Raw genomic sequence first — 16700 nt, forward strand, 5'->3', positions numbered from 1 at the left:
CAGCACTTATCCGTAACTTTTACAAGGCCATTATTCAAAGACTTGACGTAAAGAAGTTCGGACTCAATGTAACAAGTCGCATAAAAGCGTTTGTCTTCAGGTTTATCTCTGTACCAGCCAAGTGGATCAAGACATCAAGGCGGTATGTGCTGAATATCTATACCTGTAATTATGCTTACGCAGATGTTTTCCAGACTGATTTTGGATAGTGCCTACAACTTATGGGAATGATATTGTGTATTGCCTCAAGTCACATTGTGGGGTAAGGGGATATTGTAGGCAGAAGTGGGTGCTTCAAGTTCAAATTATCTGCAAATTCAGTAATGAGAGGACGTGTAAACGCAATAAGAACCTTCAAGGGCTTAGTTGCGGATTTGAGGTTAAATAAAATATATGAGAACTGCTAATATCGAATTGAATACATTGTTCAATGCCGATGTCTTTGGCCTGAAAATGTACCAAGTTATTTTTTAATCATTACTTAATTGACAGTAACAAACATATTACACTAGGAATTTGTATGTTAACGTATTCAACAAGAAAACAAATAGGGAACGCCTTGGTTAAGTTATCTGGGGTTGACTATCATTTTGAATTGAGAAACGATAAATGGGTGCAAACCAATAATTCACATTTAACTAATATGGAAAAAGTTATTATTGGGCAAAGTGCAAATGGTAAAAGCATAGCGAACATCGCAGAGTATCTCTCTGTTTCGATAACTACAATCAAGACTCACAGAACAAACATATTCAAAAAACTTGGAGTTAGCAATATTACTGAGGCCATACAATATGTAGAGGATTATAATCTAATTTGAGTACTATCTCCAAAATATCGTATCAGGCAAAAGTTGATATCGAAAAGTGGTTTTGTTGGATTTTCTACTGAAGATATACGGATTGAAATGTCTAGTAATTACAAGTAACTATTTGATTATTAATATTGTTTTATGTCCTTTGTCGCTGAATAGCTACTTGCAATATACCTGTTACCGAGACCTCTGCAAAACTATTTTTAGAAGAAAAACTATGATTGATTATCAGTAAGTTATATTCACTTTATTCTTCTTTTTACGGACTTTTGCAGAGGTTTCGTTACCTCTTATAATTCTCCTCCAACATTTTTTCCAAATCCGACTCCTTATAAAGTATCTTCCCTGCAAACTGTGTGTAAGGAATAATCCTCCTGTCCCGATAGTCCTGCAAGGTGCGAGGGCTGATATACAGCCTCTCGCATACTTCCTTACCTGTAAGGAAGTGCTCATCGCCAAATAGCGGCTTGTGTGTCTGTGCCACTTCCTTAATTCTCTTGCTTACTCCGCTGATAGCTGACAGCACCACCTGCATATCGTCCGCCTCTATATTCAAATCTCTTACCTGTTCCATAATCTTCGTGTCTATTTGTTGATTTTAGTTTTTCCCGTTTCAGCTTTCTCCGTTTTTGTTTGGAGCAACTGTTCCACGTCCTCACGCTTGTAGTAGCACTTATGCCCGATTTGGGCAAAGGGCAACACACCCGTATCACGGTAGTGCTGCAAGGTGCGCTTGCTGATATTAAGCAGCCTGCACACATCACCGTTGTGCAGCCAATCGGTGTGCCTGCTTCGTTCCCCGAATGCCTTGTGGCAGGTCTCGGCAAGGCTGAGAATCTCGTTCCTCAGCTTTGCCCAGTTTGAATCCGTAATGATAAAATATCCCATAGTTTTATTATTGTTTTGTTTGTATTTCTGTCTTATTGGTTTAATAAAACCTTTGTCCGTCTTGCGTTTCACCGCATATTTCTGCCTGCAAAAGTAGAGAGTGTTTGCCATACTTCAAAGCACGAGGGAACAGTAGGGAAATAGAGGGAAAAACATGGAAATGGCAAAAGGATTGTCGCTCTCTTTCTTTGTCTCTTTACTCCATTTTATCATATCCTTTTAGCCGACGCAATACGATGCGTATTGTAGCAAATTAGCACCTGCCTTTCTTGCATCCTTTACACACTTGTCCTCTTGTTTTGGGCTTAAATCCATACTTTCCAACAGTTTCTTGTCAAAAATCTGTGAGAAATTCATAGCCAATGTACGCAACATTATGCAAGCACTCTCCGAATGCTTGGCACTTTCTTGTTCTCTTCATAACTTCACTCTTGGAAACCAAACCAAGCATATAATGAAGAAGAATGCAGATAAAGGTAAATCGGAGGGAGGAAACAATATGTCCAAGCAAAAGAAGACTTCCTCAAAAAACGGTGAGATAGAAACCTATCTGTCCTCTCGCTATGAGTTCAGATACAACACTGTATTGGGAAGAACCGAATACCGAAGCAAGAACGATGCTCATTTCTCAAAAGTGGGTCGCTATGAAATCAACACGCTCCGCAGGGAGATAGACAACGACATCGGGATTATCACATCTTCTGATAATCTCTATTCCATCATCGAGAGCAGTTTCTCTCCACGCATCAACCCCATACAGGAGTATTTCAAAAAGTTGTCTGCAACGGATATAGGCAGCAGTAACCCTGATTGTGGAAATAAAGTTTCCCTTTCACTGAAAGCCATTCCCGACTTGGCAAGTTGCGTTGTCGTGCGCAACTCCGACAAATGGCTGCCGTACCTCACCAAGTGGCTCGTGGCAGTGGTTGCCAACGCAATGGACGACCGTGAGTGCCGTAACCATACCTGCCTCGTACTCACAGGCGAGCAGGGCAAGTTCAAGACCACGTTCCTTGACCTGCTCTGTCCCCCAGCACTGCACGGTTACAGTTACACAGGAAAAATATATCCGCAGGAAAAGGACACACTCACTTATATCGGTCAGAACCTTATCGTAAACATAGACGACCAGCTAAAAGCCCTCAATAAGCGGGATGAGAACGAGCTGAAAAACCTCATCACCTGTCCGATGGTCAAGTACCGTATGCCGTATGACAAGTACGTGGAGGAGCATCCCCACTTGGCAAGCTTTGTGGCATCAGTGAACGGCAATGACTTTCTTACAGACCCGACAGGCAGCAGAAGGTTCCTGCCCTTTGAAGTACTTTCCATAGACATAGAGAAAGCCAAGCGTATTTCAATGGACAATGTCTATGCTGAAGCCAAAGCCCTGCTAAAGTCAGGTTTCCGCTATTGGTTTGATGATGAAGAGATTGCCGAACTATACAGGGAGAGTGAGGACTTTCAGGTACAGACCGCTGAGATGGAACTCTTGCTGCGTTGCTTCGAGAAACCAGCGGAGGACGAAAACTATTCGTTAATGACCACTACGGAGATACTCACCTATTTGGGTATTTATACCCACCAGCCACTTGTTGCCAAACGTATGGGCGAAGCCTTGAAGAAAGCAGAATATATAAAGGTGAGCAAACGAAGAAACGGTGGTAGCCCCATCTATGTCTACAAGATTAGGAAAATCTTGCCCTGCCCGCTCCTTCAAACTTGTAGTAGTCAAATGTAGTAGAATGTGTAGTATTGTCTTATACTACAAAGTAATACTGATTATCAATCACTTATCACAAAATAATATGTAGTAAGAAGAAAGATGAAAAAGTTTGGAGGGGAAAAACTTTGGAAACGGTAAAACCATAAAACAGACAAGCATAAATAATTATCATTCAACCCATTAAAGTATCAAAACAATGAAAAAAGAAGATTTATCACTAATCAAACGATATTCCATCGTGGAATATCTCGAAAGGAAAGGCATTAGGCCTGTCCGTAAAACATCTACCTATGTCATGTATCGCTCACCACTCAGGGAGGAAACTCATCCGAGTTTCAAGGTGGACACGGAAAAGAACCTTTGGATAGACTATGCCGAAGGCAGGGGCGGAAGTATCATCGACCTTTGTATACGCTTGGAAGGCTGCACGCTCTCGGAAGCCATCTGCCGTTTGGGGCAGAACGCTTTAGAGCATACAGCGTACTGCTCCTGTTCTTCAAAGAGAGAAACATCTATCAGTCCAAATCAAAGAAAGGATATAACAGCAAGCGGAACAAGGAGACTGACAAGCATCTCAGACACCTTGCCGCCGCACCTGCAGGAGTATCTCAAAAAGGAACGCTGTATTGATTTAGAAAAGGCAACACCCTTTCTCAAATGTATCAGCTACGAGGTAAGGGAAAGAAGATATGAAGCCATCGGCTTTGCCAATTCTTCAGGTGGTTATGAACTACGGGACAATCATTTGTTTAAGGGAACGATTGCCCCGAAAGACATCACCCCTATATTTGAGGACAAGGCACAACCTGTCTGTCTGTTCGAGGGCTTTATGGATTTTCTTTCTTTCCTTTCAATGAAAGAGGAAGTAACCAACCAATGCCTTGTGATGAATTCCGTGAGTAATGTTGTAAGAAGTATTCACTACCTGAATAAAAGAAATATAACCTCTGTTCGTGCTTTTCTTGATAATGACGATGCAGGTCGAAAAGCTGTGCAGGAATTTGTAAACACAGGTTTTAAGGTAGAAGATATGGCAGTGTATTATAGAGACTTCAAAGACCTCAACGAGTTTCATGTCAGTCGTGTCCGTGAGCAACAGAAAAAGTTGGAGAAAACTCCCAATACAAGCAACAAAAGAAAACAAGTCAAACTTAAAATAAGATAGAGGTATGGAAAAGAAAACAGTCAGCAAAGAGGAAATGGAAAATACCATCAGGAAATCTTTCAGTATGAGCCAAGCTGAAAGTTCAAGTGAACAAACCGTCGCTGAATTTCGAGCAAAGGGAATGAAAAATATTCAAGAGCAAAAACAACAAGGAACAGAACATGTCATAAAGTATGTTACGCCAGCCGAGCCTGCACAGCATACAGAGCATGCAACCGTTCAAAAACGCATCAGTGCCAAGATGAGAAAAGAGACACTCGACGCATACAAGCAGGCGTTCCTCGTTCCGACAAAGCTAAGTGAGAGAAAGGCGGTTTACCTGAGCAGGGAGACGCAGGAACGTGCCGACTTCATCGTTCGCAGGTTGGGTGACAGGGGTAGCAATCTTTCAAGTTTCGTGGAGAACATCGTGCGCATCCATTTGGGGGAATACGGTGAGGATGTAGAGAAATGGAGAAAACTGTGAACCGCAAGAAAATGGTCGAGGGGTTTCAGAAAAAGGAACACCTCTTTCACTCAAAACCCTCGACACTTTTCAGAGAGTAAGGCAACGAACTTTTGCTAAAAACACTGAATGGTGGGAACGCTACGAACGCAGTTAGATACTGAATGCACGGCATTCGCTTTTAATAACCAAAACGCTTTATGCGTAAACGTTTCGTTAGCTGACATTGCAAGACGTCAGTTTGTACCCACAAACTGCTCTTGCTCCCCTCGTTCGATTGTCGGGGAGATAAGACCGTAATCACTCCGTTCTCATCGGTCAGTATTCAGGAATTAAGAAACAATGAATCATCTACAATGATTAACTTTCTAAGAAACTTATATGAAAAGATACAAAGGAAAAGCTGCCCGATGGCAGCAACAGGATAAGGAAGAACAGCGGATGAACAAAACGGAGTTCATCAAGGTAAGATGCACCTTAGAAGAGAAGCAGCGTATCAAGTCAAAAGCGGAAAGTGCAGGGCGGAAGTTCTCAGATTACTGCCGTGAGATACTCCTTAACGGAGAAGTAACAGCCGTTCCCAAGATGACAGACAATGAGAGGGAAGCCATTGCCATTCTCCATCATACAGGAAAGTTCTATGGACAGGTATCCAATCTCATCAAGGTCAAGGACGAAAGGTGGGTACTCATCACAAAGAACCTATCACTATGTGCAAAAGAAGCATTTAAGCGGTTTTACGACCCTCATTTTCGTGTGGAAGATGAGGTATATAAGGTCTTAAATCTAACAAGAAATGATAGGAAAATGTAAGGCGATAGCGCACGGCAGCACGGCTTTAGACTATATCTTCAGAGAGGGCAAGCTTGGCTATCGACTTGCCTTCCACAATCTTTGCAGCAGGGAGCCAAAGGCTATCTATGAGGAAATGAAAGTGGTCAGCGATTACAACAGTCGTTGCAGGAACAAGTTTCTCCGTATCGAAATAGGCATCGCACCGCAGGACGAGAAAAAGCTGTCAGTGTCCGAACTCATGTGGATAACCCATTTATTTGCCAAGCAAATGGGACTTGACAACCACCAATGGGTGGCGGTAACGCACAAGGATACCGACAACAGACACATTCACATCATTGCCAACCGCATCAGTTTGTACGGAGAGGTCTATGATACTACTTTTGTGAGCAATAGGGCAGCAAGGGTGGCGGAAGAAATCAGCAGGGAGAAACACTTGACCATCGCAAAGGAGGTCAAGGCGAAAAAGCAGCATCAGGAGCCAAAAGCCAGTCCAATAAGAGAGCAGACAAAACAGCAGGTACAGCAAATCTGCTATGCCCTGCTTGACAAGTACAAAGGTATGGGTATTACTGGGCATTCCATGTTCCTTTACGAGTTGAACAAGAACGGCATCGCGATAGAGCGCATGAAGAACAAGCAGGGCAAGGTCTATGGCTTGAAGTTCTCATACGCAGGACAATCATTCAAGGCATCCGAAATCGGCAGGGAGTTCGGCTACCGTTCCCTGCAGAAAAACTTTGAACCAACCAACAGGGAAGAGCCAAGGAAACCACACCAAACAATACAGGAGGCAACAGAAAAGAACGAACGCCCTGATACCGGTTATCAACTCGTACCTCCAAGCCGCTCCTCAATTTCACGAGACAATGACACACCACAAGTGCAGAATCCTATTAGTACAGTGGCAGACACCATTGTTAGTGCAGCCGATGAAGTTGTGGAAGGATTAGGCGATTTGATTACACCATCCACACAGGGCAATGACTATGCTGAAACAGCGTGGCAGCGCAAGCTCAGGAACCAAGCCAACAGAAAGAAAAAACGTGGAAGAGGATTATAACTCACGCCTGAACAAAATGCAGAAAGAAGAATATCTCATCAAGAACGCTTGTTATTCGGTAACAAAGTATTATCTTTGCAAACAGAATAACAAGCGTTCTTTGTTAGGCAGAAAACAGCGAAACCAAGTAACTCGCTCGTTTCTAAATCGTTACCAGTTTAGTTCTACTAACAAGGTAACTTCTTTATTTTCAACAAGTTGTATTTTAAGAATTATCTTGAAGTCCAACAGACCATATTATTTGACAGAAACACATAACTACACCTCACCACGTAACAATCCTTTAGTTTCCTTCCATTGCATGGCAAGCCGAAAACAAGGCTTTTTCTCCATCAGAGCAAATAGATTATCACCTTTTTTAATCAGCTTCTTTGCCATGTCAAAGGTTTGTACTATCTTTGTAAAATAATGATAGATAGACCAACAGTAGATCGAATAATGGATGCTACGAATATCGTTGAGGTAGTCAGCGATTTCGTATCTCTTCGCAAGGCAGGAACCAGCTTTAAAGGGCTATGTCCATTCCATGACGACCGCACCCCATCGTTTTCTGTAAGTCCCGTAAAGGGTGTTTACAAGTGTTTCGCGTGTGGGGCGGCAGGCAATGCGGTGAAGTTTATCATGGAGCATGAGCAGATGACTTATGTAGAAGCACTCAAGTGGCTTGCGAATAAATACCATATTGAAGTACACGAACGCGAATTGTCGCAAGAAGAAAAGCAACAGGAGAGCGAGCGCGAATCGATGTTTCTGGTAAACGAGTGGGCTGCAAAGTATTTTGAAAACATCCTTCACCATGACGTGGATGGTACTGCTATAGGCTTACAGTACTTTCGTAGCCGTGGTTTCAGGGATGACATCATCCGCAAGTTCCACCTTGGTTTCTGTCTTTCAGGGCGCACAGCTTTCGCAGAAGCAGCCTTGAAAGCTGGTTATAAACGTGAGTTTCTTGTAAAGACGGGACTATGCTTTGAACGAGAGAATGGCGATTTGATTGACAGATTCAATGGACGTGTGATGTTTCCGTGGGTTAGTGTGAGTGGAAAAATAACCGCTTTCGGTGGTAGACTACTTGATGAACGCACCAAGGGAGTGGCTCAGAAGTATGTAAACTCGCCCGATAGCATTATATACCACAAGGAGCGTGAGCTCTACGGGATATTCCAATCAAAGAAAGCAATAGCCAAACACGACCTTGTCTACATGGTGGAAGGATACACGGATGTGCTTTCTATGCACCAATCAGGCATTGAGAACGTTGTAGCTAATAGTGGTACAGCATTGTCGGTGTACCAGATTCGTATGCTGCACCGCTTTACCTCAAACATAGTTCTGCTCTATGACGGTGATGCCGCAGGTCAACATGCAGCCCTGCGAGGTACTGATATGTTGCTTGCCGAGCGTATGAATGTGAAGGTTCTACTACTTCCTGATGGTAAAGACCCTGATGAGTTCGCAAGAACTCATAGTGCGGCGGCATTCAGACAATATGTTGAAGAGAATCAAACAGACTTCATTGTCTTTAAAATCAACCTCTTGCTCAATGGCGTTACCGACCCTATTAAACGTTCGGAAGCTATTAGCTCCATCGTTCAGAGTATATCGGTTATCAAAGACCCAATACTCCGTGACACTTATATTCGTGAGTGTTCCAATCGTACGGGAGTAGCTGAACGCACCTTAATGGAGCAGATGAACCGCAATATTCATCAGTATCGTGAACAGCAGACACGCGAACAGCAATTCCAGAAGGAGGCTGCTTTACGAGAAGGACGAGGCGTTGAACAGCCTGCAGCAAGTACGATTCTACAGGTATCGAAAGTGGAGAGAATCATCATGCAAACCCTCGTTAAAGATGGTGATAAGGTCATTCTGCGTGATATAAAGGATGAGTCTACAGGGCAATTACTCAATATTACAGTAGCTCAATACATAGCTTATACTCTCATGGAAAATGGTCTTTCGCTGACCAATCCATTGTATATAAAGATGCTGCAAGAGGCTGTTGACCATAGTGCTGACCCTCAATTCAAATCCGAAGAATACTTTACTCAACATGCCGATATCGACATTGCCAATGAAGCCGTACGCCTAAGTGTCGACCGATTCCAGCTCTCTGAGAGTCTAAAAGTTAAGGAAACGGAACACAGTCTACGTGATCGTGTATTACACATCATGACTGATTATCTACTAGACTACTACGACTCACATCTCAAAGAACTTGTTGCAAGGATGAAGCAAACGAAGGATACGGACGAGATGATGGGTATGTTGAAGGAAATTAACGCTATGCAAAACAAGAGGAACATCCTCGCTAAACGCTTAGGAAGCGATATTTTGATATGATTGAGAAGATAAAACGACTCTTTACACAGCCCCTCTCACTGGGCGATATTACCTCCGATACCAACAAACAGATGGTGACTAAGGCGCTCAAGGAGCTTAATTGTGAGGTAGAATGGACTCAAGAAAAGTCTGGAGTGCGGTTTGTTCAGTACGACTTCCAGCGTGGGCACTTCGGAATCCACCTCTTCCCGGGTACGAAGATGATAGAGTTAACCTATCTCTATATCGCTGATACAGATTTAGCTAACGTACATCTTGTTCGCCAACTGTGTAATGAGATGAATATAAACTCTGATGGTCCGCGCTTCTGTTACACGCTGAATGAAGCGAAGAACAAGGTTGATATTCATCTATTCTTCGACCTTCTCTTAGACAGCGATCGTGCGAAAGATATTCTATCAACGGCTATGTCGAATCTATTTGGGAGTCAGAACGCTTTCTGCCAACGCCTTGATACGGTGGAAAAGGAGGCTAAAGAGAACGAAACAGACGACTTGGAAGCTGCAAAAAGCGATGTGGAGAGAAGCTGTTACATGATTCGTGAACAAGAGCTAACGCATCAGAAGATTGCACCGGGATGGCGACAGAATGATAATAAACCTGCTTCTCTAACGCAGTGGATGGATGTCGCCTTTGGCATGGCAAACTTTGTTCCGTCTGAATTAACCATTGTCACGAATGAAATTCATCACTTGGCTGATAGGCAGGCGATCGAAGTGTTCGACCTCTCCACACCGCTGATTGAAGGTGGAAAGTTCGTGCGACAACATGCGATGTTAGACCTGATTTTCTTCCTTCCATCGGCTCCTGACACCCGACAACGCATGACTATCAGCTTGCAACAAGTAGGGAAAGCGAAGGACATATTATATTACAGGATTACAGGAACGCTGCTCCCACTGCCAGCAACGCCCTCTCGTTCATTGTCATCTGTCGAAACCAACGTTCGCATGGAGAGTGCTCTTGTAGCTTACGACTTGCGTACTGACAAGCAACTCAACGATGAGTTCATCTACACATGGAAGGAGGCTCAAAGCAAACTCGCCAATGGTCAGGAGGGAGAACTTACTGATGAAGAATGCTTACTGGCTACTGTTCTGTTGCAACCAGTGGCTTCTTATCTCTATCGAGGGCGTCGGCTCTATCTTCAAAAGCGTTACGTGGAGGCGATACCACACTTGTTTAATGCGTTCTATCGGCTCTTTTACGACTTTACAACGCTGAATAACAGTGCCAAAGAGACGTTCCTTGAAATCTGTTTCATGCTCGGTTCCTGCCACATGGAGATGCTGCAATATGACAGGGCATTCTTCTTTCTATCGTTCACAGTGGGTCGGAATAACATAAGATACGCCGAAACGTATATCAACTGCTTAGTGAATATGAATGATTTTCGTGCTCTTGCGACTATTGAGGATATGCTGAATGACGTGTATAACAGCCTCCGTGACATCGAAGATGACCAAGTGGAAGAGCCTTTGCAGGACTTTCGTCGCTTCTTATTACGCCGTAAGTCGTATGTTCTCATTGGTCTGCAACGACTCAATGAGGCTGAAAAACTACTGCGAGAGATGCTGAAGAATCAAGAAGATATGGAATATGCGAAGCAGGAACTGGCATATATTCAATACTTGCGAACTGCTAACCAGAATGAAAAAAAGGCATCTGACACATCGCAGGGGACACCTATATAATAAGGTGGAAAATAACGTTAAGAGGCGAAACGATGCTGAATACAAAAAGATAATACAGCGATGATTTACGTACATTGGCTCTTTCTCGTAGCATATAGCATTATCATCATCATCACAATGGTGCGAGTGCTAATGGATAACCGACAGCCTGCCAAGACCATGGCATGGATGTTGGTGCTGATGTTCATACCCTTTTTAGGAATCATCCTGTATATCTTCTTTGGCCAGAATACACGCAAGGAACGCAAGATATGGCAGCAGAGTCTCGACCAGTTAACGAAGCGTTCTATGTTGGAGTTTGTCGAACAAAAGGACTTCAATATACCTGAAGAATACCGCACAATAAGCAATCTCTTCATGAATCAAAACCTCGCTTTACCTTTTAAGAACAATGAGGTTGAGATTTACACAAGCGGTTATGACTTCTTTCCGTCACTACTGATGGAGATTGGAAAAGCCGAACATCACATTCATATAGATACCTTTATCATCTCTGACGACCCGCTCGGAAGGATCATAGCTGATGCCCTTATCGACAAAGCGAAACAAGGAGTAGAGGTGCGACTCATCTATGATGATGTAGGCTCATGGCGCACACCTAACAGCTTCTTCACGCGTATGCGTAACGAAGGAATTGAGGTTTACGCCTTTATGCCAGTGCGTTTTCCTGCTTTCACAAGTAGAGTAAATTATCGAAACCATCGTAAGATATGCGTCATTGATGGGGAGGTTGGTTTCATTGGAGGCATGAATATAGCACGACGATACGTCCAAGGAACACCGAAACAGTCATGGCGTGATACACATGTAAAGCTCACGGGAGCTGCTGTCTATGGTTTGCAACGTGCCTTTCTAGTAGATTGGTACTTCGTATCAAAGGTGCTCATCACTGAACGGAGCTATTATCCAGAGATTATTATAGGGCAGAATAATAGTTTGGTACAGGTGGTTACGAGTAGTCCAACAAGTCTTTGGCCAGAGATAGAGCAAGGATATGTACGTATTCTAACCAATGCGAAGCATTATGTCTACATGGAGACACCCTACTTCCTACCAACTGATCCCATTCTTTTTGCTATGCGTGTGGCAGCGTTGTCGGGCGTTGATGTACGCCTGATGATACCTTATGAGACTGATACAAAGGTTGTGGAATGGGCTTCAAGGTCGTATGTTATAGAGGCATCAAAGGCTGGTGTGAAGATACTTCTCTATCGGAAGGGCTTCAATCATTCGAAACTTCTAGTCTCAGATGACGCTATGGCGACCATAGGGTCTACCAATGTCGACTTCAGGAGCTTTGAGAATGACTTTGAGGCAAACGCTTTCTTCTATGATAAGAAGATTGCCCTGCAAGTGAAAGAGGTTTTCTTAGCGGATCAAAAGGATAGCATTGATCTAGATGATGTGCGCCGTTTTATCAAAAAACCATTCTTACAACGATTGTGGGAGTCGTTTGTTCGCTTACTTAGTCCATTGTTGTAAAGTTCTTATCCATCGTTTTTATCTTCCTTGATAAGACCTTACTCAACTATTCCTCGAGGTAGTATCGCTTCTCAGAATAGCTTTCTTATAGAACTAGATGAGGTTGATGAAATACGAACTAAGCTCCCATTGAAACCAATAAGAAGATTATTTCAAACAGAACCTATCATAAACTCAGATTGAGACACAATGATTGTTGAATAGAAGGAGAGGCTCTTCTTAATACAAAGAGAGGCTCTCTTTGCAGCAAGAAAAGGCTCTTCTTCTTTTGAAAAGAGCCTCTCTTTCAGCCCAAAAAATAAGCCCCTGCGCAATACGGAGAGCCTGTTACTCAGTAAAGCCATGGTTTTCAATAACTTAAAAAATAGATGAGGACTAATGCTAATAGCAGTTATTAGCAAAAGAGAACAATGTTTGTAAGGTGTGAAAATACGCCAAGCAGCATAAGAGTTCATAGAATAAAAAAGTCCCAGACGAATGGTCTGGGACTAAAGATTAGCTGTCTCACGACAACTAATCTTCTAACCTTAATAATCTAATACCATGAAAAACACGTTGCAAAGATATGCTTAATTCACAATCATTCCAAACTTTTTTAGTTAAATAAAGCAAACTTATTGATGTTTAGAGTATTATTCTTTAATACTATTCAACAAGCCTAACTTTCCTTCATTTACTAGCTTGATAATGAGCTCACCAAATAGTGTGTTCTGCCAAGCAAACCACTCTCTGGTGTAGTTATTAGCATCATCTTTGTTAAAACTTTCGTGCATGAAGCCTGTACCAGCGTCCGTATTCATCAACATCTCTATGCTTTCTTTTATCTCTTTATCGTCTTTTGAAGTGAAAGCACGCATCATGATGGACATTGGCCACACCATTTCATAACCGATGTGAGGTCCTCCAATACCCTCTCCAGCCTTTCCACGGAAGAAATAAGGGTTGTCCTCACTCCAAACGAAACGGCGAGTATTCTGATAGATAGGGTCGTCCTGGCTTACATCTCCTAGATAAGCCATGGCAAGCAAACTAGGTACGTTAGCGTCATCCATCAGTAGATGATTACCGAAACCATCTACTTCATAAGCGTAAATCTTGCCATACTTGGGGTGATTATACACCGCATACTTCTTCAAAGCTTCGCTAACTTCATCAGCCAAAGCCGTACACTCCTTTGCAAGACCAGCCTCTTTATTCACCTTCAATAGGATTTCTGCAGCCTTACGAAGCGATGACACCGCCATAAAGTTCGATGGAATGAGGAAGAGAAAGGTTGTTGCATCGTCCGACGGACGGAAGGCTGAGGCGATTAAACCCACTGGCTTCACTGGAGCACCCCATCCCGCATTGTTCATAGTGTCCAATGCTCGATCCGTAACACGCAAGAACTTATAGCTGCCGCGGCCTTCTTTCTTCTGTTGTTCACGGAATGTCTTGAGGATATTCTCTACTGCCTTTACCCATTCGGAACCAAAGACACTGGTGTCACCAGTGGTTTTCCAGTATTCAAAAGCAAGTCGGATAGGGTAGCAAAGAGAGTCTATTTCATACTTTCTCTCGTGTAGCTCTGGCTTCATAGCCGTTTCGTCACTCATCCAAGGGCCTTTCGAATCAGGTACCTGATTGAAGGCATTGGCGTAAGGGTCGATGTTTATGCACTTTATCTGGCGGTTGATAACACCTGCCAACATCCTTCGTAGCTTCTTATCTTTGCCTGCCAGTTGCACATAAGGCCATACTTGAGCCCCCGAGTCACGCAGCCACATAGCGGCAATGTCGCCTGTGTAGACGAAAGTATCAGGTGTTCCGTCAGGGTTCTCACCATAGTGTACGGTGGTATCAAGCGTATTTGGGAAGCAATTCTCAAACATCCACGCCAGTCGTTTATTAGTTAGTTGACGCACAATAAGCTGTATCTCTTTCTCAACAGCATCTGATTTAAAGAGTCTGTCAGCCTCTTTAGGACGTTTAGAAACAAGTGTTACAGCATCAGTCGGGCATGTAAGATGATTGACCGAAGCCTTTTCAGTATTCAAGGCGTTGGCAGACTGCGTATGAAATGCCATGAGTGTGAGGCATACAGAGGCGATAAAGATTTTCTTATTCATATATGCGTAAATTAGGTTTCTATTGATATTCATTTATGTAATCGATGATCTCCTGACATTGATCATCGCTCATTGTTGGGTTACAAGGGAGGGAGAGTTCTTGCTGATGTATGCTTTCTGTGATGGGATAAGAGAGCCTATTCCATTCGGCATAAGCCTTTTGTTGATGTGGTGGGATAGGATAGTGAATCATTGTGGATACCCCTTTGTCATTCAAGTAAGACTTTAGTCTATCACGGGAGGGGCATAAGACAGGGAATATATGATACACATTATCACGGTCGCCATCGTTAGTCATTGTGATTAGTGGGTTCTTAATACCTTGTTGATAAGCTTTAGCTATCTCCTTCCGTTGTGCATTTTCTTGATCAAGATAACGGAGTTTCACATCTAAAACAGCTGCTTGAATCTCATCCATACGGCTATTTACGCCCTTAAAAGAGAACTCATATTTACGTGCCGAGCCATAGTTAGCAATGCTACGGATGGTCTCTGCCAATGTATCATCATCTGTTGTCACGGCACCAGCATCGCCTAATGCACCGAGATTCTTACCTGGGTAGAAACTATGGGCAGCTGCATTTCCCAACGAGCCAGTACGTTTCTTACCATAAATACAGCCATGCGCCTGTGCATTGTCTTCGATGAGAAGGAGATTATGAAGCGCACATAACTCGCCAATCAGCGGTGTGTAAGCACATCGCCCATAGAGGTGTACGAGTAAGATAGCCCTTGCCTTCGATGTTACGGCAGCTTCGATAAGTTGGTCGTCAAGCTCCAGTGTATTAATATTAGGCTCTACTAAGACGGGAGTCAAATTGTTTTCTGTAATGGCAAGGATAGTTGCAATGTAGGTATTAGCGGGTACGATGATTTCATCTCCAGCCTTCAACCGACCTAACTCTATGTAGGCTCGAAGGATGAGAGATAGTGCATCAAGTCCATTCCCACATGTTACGCAATGTTCCGAACCAATGAATTTAGCGTAATCGACTTCAAATTGCTTTGTTTCCTGCCCTTGTAAATACCAACCAGAACGCACAACACGTTCCACAGCGTTAGTAATTTCATCACTGTGAAGAGCTGTTATATCCTTGAGAGAAAGGTAGTTAATCATTTTTCTTACCAGTTAATTATATCCTTACTTACCCTTGCTTACTGGATTATTCAGCTTGTCCATGGGCATAACATCCCACTCATAGCTATCATAACAAACACCCCGTCCACCAAAGCCTTCCTTTTGGAAAATGAGAGGAGCATTGAGTTTCCGTCCATTCTCTTCGGTGCTTTTACCAAAGTCAAAGTATCCTTGTCGGTCAGCATACACCTTATTAATAAGATAATCGAACAGAAGATCAAGTGATCCTAGGCTCTTTCCCTCTGGAGAAGCAGATATATATTGTGTGTGAATGACTTGCGGTGTCTCAAAGATGAGAGTTCCTCCAATTGGATTACCAACCTTATTAAATGCCATGAAGAGGCGAATAGACTTAGGAAAGCGGCTCTTTAGCAATTTAAGTTCAGCTAGAGAATGAACAGGATGAGTATTATATTTATTTGAAAGATTATCGTTTAATATTCTCCAAAAGGCTTCCATGTCCTCGCTTTCAGCAATGGTAAGTTCTGAATGAATGGCTTTTCGGATTCCACTCTTACGACTTTCCGTGAACTTTAGATGCTGGAGAAGGGGAATAGTTGTGGATATATCACGAATGGTTAGACGTGCTTTGCACACATTAAGAAGTGCGTATAAGTCTTCTTCAGCAGGATATTTGTGGTAAATCCATGGTATAGACTTGTACACTACATGCTTAAATCCCTGTTTGTTAAGATATTCGTTGATGGCAAGGAATACCTTACAAATATCCTCTGCACATACTTTTGTGTTTGTGAGAAGTCCCCCGTAGGTCAGTCCTTGGTGTGAGTAAAGCGTTGTATCAACCTTATTGGCAGGCAAAAGGGCGTAGAGTAGTCCCTTCCGATAGACCATTAAAGAGCAATCAAGGAATCTATCGGCATGGTAATCCATGTAAGCACGATTGAAAAGAAATGTTCCTTGCTTCGAATTCTCTACGAAGTTATTCCATTCAAGTACCTGCTCTCTAGTATATTGCCTTACTTCAAACATGCTGTATTAGGTATGCCATTCTTGGAATAAAAGCATTATTTCTAAA

The 16700-nt window shown here is 42.9% G+C and carries 14 protein-coding genes and 2 pseudogenes; 11 read left to right on the forward strand and 5 right to left on the reverse strand.

Features of this window, described 5'->3' with window-relative positions; genetic code table 11:
- From HMPREF9969_RS10240 to HMPREF9969_RS13245, 3 genes and pseudogenes are all read left to right on the forward strand, one after another.
- Positions 1 to 209: pseudogene (locus tag HMPREF9969_RS10240) on the forward strand (IS1380 family transposase); the annotation flags it as partial.
- Positions 210 to 221: 12 nt separating this feature from the next.
- Positions 222 to 407: pseudogene (locus HMPREF9969_RS13240) on the forward strand (hypothetical protein).
- 236 nt (positions 408 to 643) lie between these two features.
- Entirely contained in the window at positions 644 to 820 is a 177-nt protein-coding gene (locus HMPREF9969_RS13245) for a response regulator transcription factor (protein ID WP_009435960.1), read from the forward strand.
- A gap of 277 nt (positions 821 to 1097) precedes the next feature.
- On the opposite strand, the gene HMPREF9969_RS10250 is transcribed toward HMPREF9969_RS13245, so the two are convergent.
- Positions 1098 to 1388, reverse strand: a complete 291-nt coding sequence (locus HMPREF9969_RS10250; RefSeq protein ID WP_008449754.1) for a helix-turn-helix domain-containing protein — start codon at positions 1386 to 1388, stop codon at positions 1098 to 1100.
- A gap of 11 nt (positions 1389 to 1399) precedes the next feature.
- Positions 1400 to 1702, reverse strand: coding sequence for a helix-turn-helix domain-containing protein (locus HMPREF9969_RS10255; RefSeq protein ID WP_008449658.1), 303 nt, complete (start codon positions 1700 to 1702; stop codon positions 1400 to 1402).
- A gap of 376 nt (positions 1703 to 2078) precedes the next feature.
- Here HMPREF9969_RS10255 and HMPREF9969_RS10260 point away from each other — a divergent pair, with 376 nt between their 5' ends.
- The 8 genes from HMPREF9969_RS10260 to cls all read left to right on the forward strand — a co-directional run bounded on the left by HMPREF9969_RS10260 (position 2079) and on the right by cls (position 12418).
- Complete coding sequence (locus HMPREF9969_RS10260; protein ID WP_009435903.1) at positions 2079 to 3443, forward strand: VapE domain-containing protein; 1365 nt, start codon at positions 2079 to 2081, stop codon at positions 3441 to 3443.
- 181 nt (positions 3444 to 3624) lie between these two features.
- Entirely contained in the window at positions 3625 to 4593 is a 969-nt protein-coding gene (locus HMPREF9969_RS10265) for a toprim domain-containing protein (RefSeq protein ID WP_009012342.1), read from the forward strand.
- Between the two features lie 4 nt (positions 4594 to 4597).
- Complete coding sequence (locus tag HMPREF9969_RS10270) at positions 4598 to 5059, forward strand: DUF3408 domain-containing protein (RefSeq protein WP_008449678.1); 462 nt, start codon at positions 4598 to 4600, stop codon at positions 5057 to 5059.
- 360 nt (positions 5060 to 5419) lie between these two features.
- On the forward strand, positions 5420 to 5851 hold the full coding sequence (locus HMPREF9969_RS10275) for a plasmid mobilization protein (protein WP_008449726.1): 432 nt from the start codon (positions 5420 to 5422) through the stop codon (positions 5849 to 5851).
- Positions 5835 to 6896, forward strand: a complete 1062-nt coding sequence (locus tag HMPREF9969_RS10280; RefSeq protein WP_008449737.1) for a relaxase/mobilization nuclease domain-containing protein — start codon at positions 5835 to 5837, stop codon at positions 6894 to 6896. The genes HMPREF9969_RS10275 and HMPREF9969_RS10280 overlap by 17 nt, the downstream gene beginning before the upstream one ends.
- 408 nt (positions 6897 to 7304) lie before the next feature.
- Entirely contained in the window at positions 7305 to 9242 is a 1938-nt protein-coding gene (dnaG, locus tag HMPREF9969_RS10285; protein ID WP_198005089.1) for a DNA primase, read from the forward strand.
- The gene (locus tag HMPREF9969_RS10290) at positions 9239 to 10936 is read left to right on the forward strand and encodes a hypothetical protein (RefSeq protein ID WP_009435972.1); all 1698 of its coding nucleotides are present in this window, start codon (positions 9239 to 9241) and stop codon (positions 10934 to 10936) included. Before dnaG ends, HMPREF9969_RS10290 begins: the two co-directional genes overlap by 4 nt.
- A gap of 60 nt (positions 10937 to 10996) precedes the next feature.
- Positions 10997 to 12418 carry a cardiolipin synthase gene (gene cls / locus HMPREF9969_RS10295; protein WP_009435830.1) on the forward strand — a complete coding sequence of 474 codons (1422 nt, stop codon included), beginning with the start codon at positions 10997 to 10999 and terminating at the stop codon, positions 12416 to 12418.
- A 632-nt stretch (positions 12419 to 13050) separates the two neighbouring features.
- On the opposite strand, the gene HMPREF9969_RS10305 is transcribed toward cls, so the two are convergent.
- From HMPREF9969_RS10305 to HMPREF9969_RS10315, 3 genes are read right to left on the reverse strand one after another with little or no spacing between them, the layout of a single operon-like run.
- A complete protein-coding gene (locus HMPREF9969_RS10305; RefSeq protein WP_009435897.1) occupies positions 13051 to 14526 on the reverse strand; it encodes a glycoside hydrolase family 125 protein in 1476 nt (491 codons plus the stop codon).
- Between the two features lie 19 nt (positions 14527 to 14545).
- The gene (locus HMPREF9969_RS10310) at positions 14546 to 15643 is read right to left on the reverse strand and encodes a DegT/DnrJ/EryC1/StrS family aminotransferase (RefSeq protein ID WP_009435771.1); all 1098 of its coding nucleotides are present in this window, start codon (positions 15641 to 15643) and stop codon (positions 14546 to 14548) included.
- A 24-nt stretch (positions 15644 to 15667) separates the two neighbouring features.
- Entirely contained in the window at positions 15668 to 16654 is a 987-nt protein-coding gene (locus tag HMPREF9969_RS10315; protein WP_009435852.1) for a GNAT family N-acetyltransferase, read from the reverse strand.
- Positions 16655 to 16700 lie beyond the last annotated feature (46 nt).

Source organism: Prevotella sp. oral taxon 306 str. F0472 (assembly GCF_000257925.1).
Taxonomy (GTDB): domain Bacteria; phylum Bacteroidota; class Bacteroidia; order Bacteroidales; family Bacteroidaceae; genus Prevotella; species Prevotella vespertina.

Excerpts from the sequence above, each read along its gene's own strand:
- HMPREF9969_RS13245 (WP_009435960.1), top strand. The coding sequence starts at position 644 with ATGGAAAAAGTTATTATTGGGCAAAGTGCAAATGGTAAAAGCATAGCG.
- HMPREF9969_RS10250 (WP_008449754.1), bottom strand. The coding sequence starts at position 1,388 with ATGGAACAGGTAAGAGATTTGAATATAGAGGCGGACGATATGCAGGTG.
- HMPREF9969_RS10255 (WP_008449658.1), bottom strand. The coding sequence starts at position 1,702 with ATGGGATATTTTATCATTACGGATTCAAACTGGGCAAAGCTGAGGAAC.
- HMPREF9969_RS10260 (WP_009435903.1), top strand. The coding sequence starts at position 2,079 with ATGCAAGCACTCTCCGAATGCTTGGCACTTTCTTGTTCTCTTCATAAC.
- HMPREF9969_RS10265 (WP_009012342.1), top strand. The coding sequence starts at position 3,625 with ATGAAAAAAGAAGATTTATCACTAATCAAACGATATTCCATCGTGGAA.
- HMPREF9969_RS10270 (WP_008449678.1), top strand. The coding sequence starts at position 4,598 with ATGGAAAAGAAAACAGTCAGCAAAGAGGAAATGGAAAATACCATCAGG.
- HMPREF9969_RS10275 (WP_008449726.1), top strand. The coding sequence starts at position 5,420 with ATGAAAAGATACAAAGGAAAAGCTGCCCGATGGCAGCAACAGGATAAG.
- HMPREF9969_RS10280 (WP_008449737.1), top strand. The coding sequence starts at position 5,835 with ATGATAGGAAAATGTAAGGCGATAGCGCACGGCAGCACGGCTTTAGAC.
- dnaG (WP_198005089.1), top strand. The coding sequence starts at position 7,305 with ATGATAGATAGACCAACAGTAGATCGAATAATGGATGCTACGAATATC.
- HMPREF9969_RS10290 (WP_009435972.1), top strand. The coding sequence starts at position 9,239 with ATGATTGAGAAGATAAAACGACTCTTTACACAGCCCCTCTCACTGGGC.
- cls (WP_009435830.1), top strand. The coding sequence starts at position 10,997 with ATGATTTACGTACATTGGCTCTTTCTCGTAGCATATAGCATTATCATC.
- HMPREF9969_RS10305 (WP_009435897.1), bottom strand. The coding sequence starts at position 14,526 with ATGAATAAGAAAATCTTTATCGCCTCTGTATGCCTCACACTCATGGCA.
- HMPREF9969_RS10310 (WP_009435771.1), bottom strand. The coding sequence starts at position 15,643 with ATGATTAACTACCTTTCTCTCAAGGATATAACAGCTCTTCACAGTGAT.
- HMPREF9969_RS10315 (WP_009435852.1), bottom strand. The coding sequence starts at position 16,654 with ATGTTTGAAGTAAGGCAATATACTAGAGAGCAGGTACTTGAATGGAAT.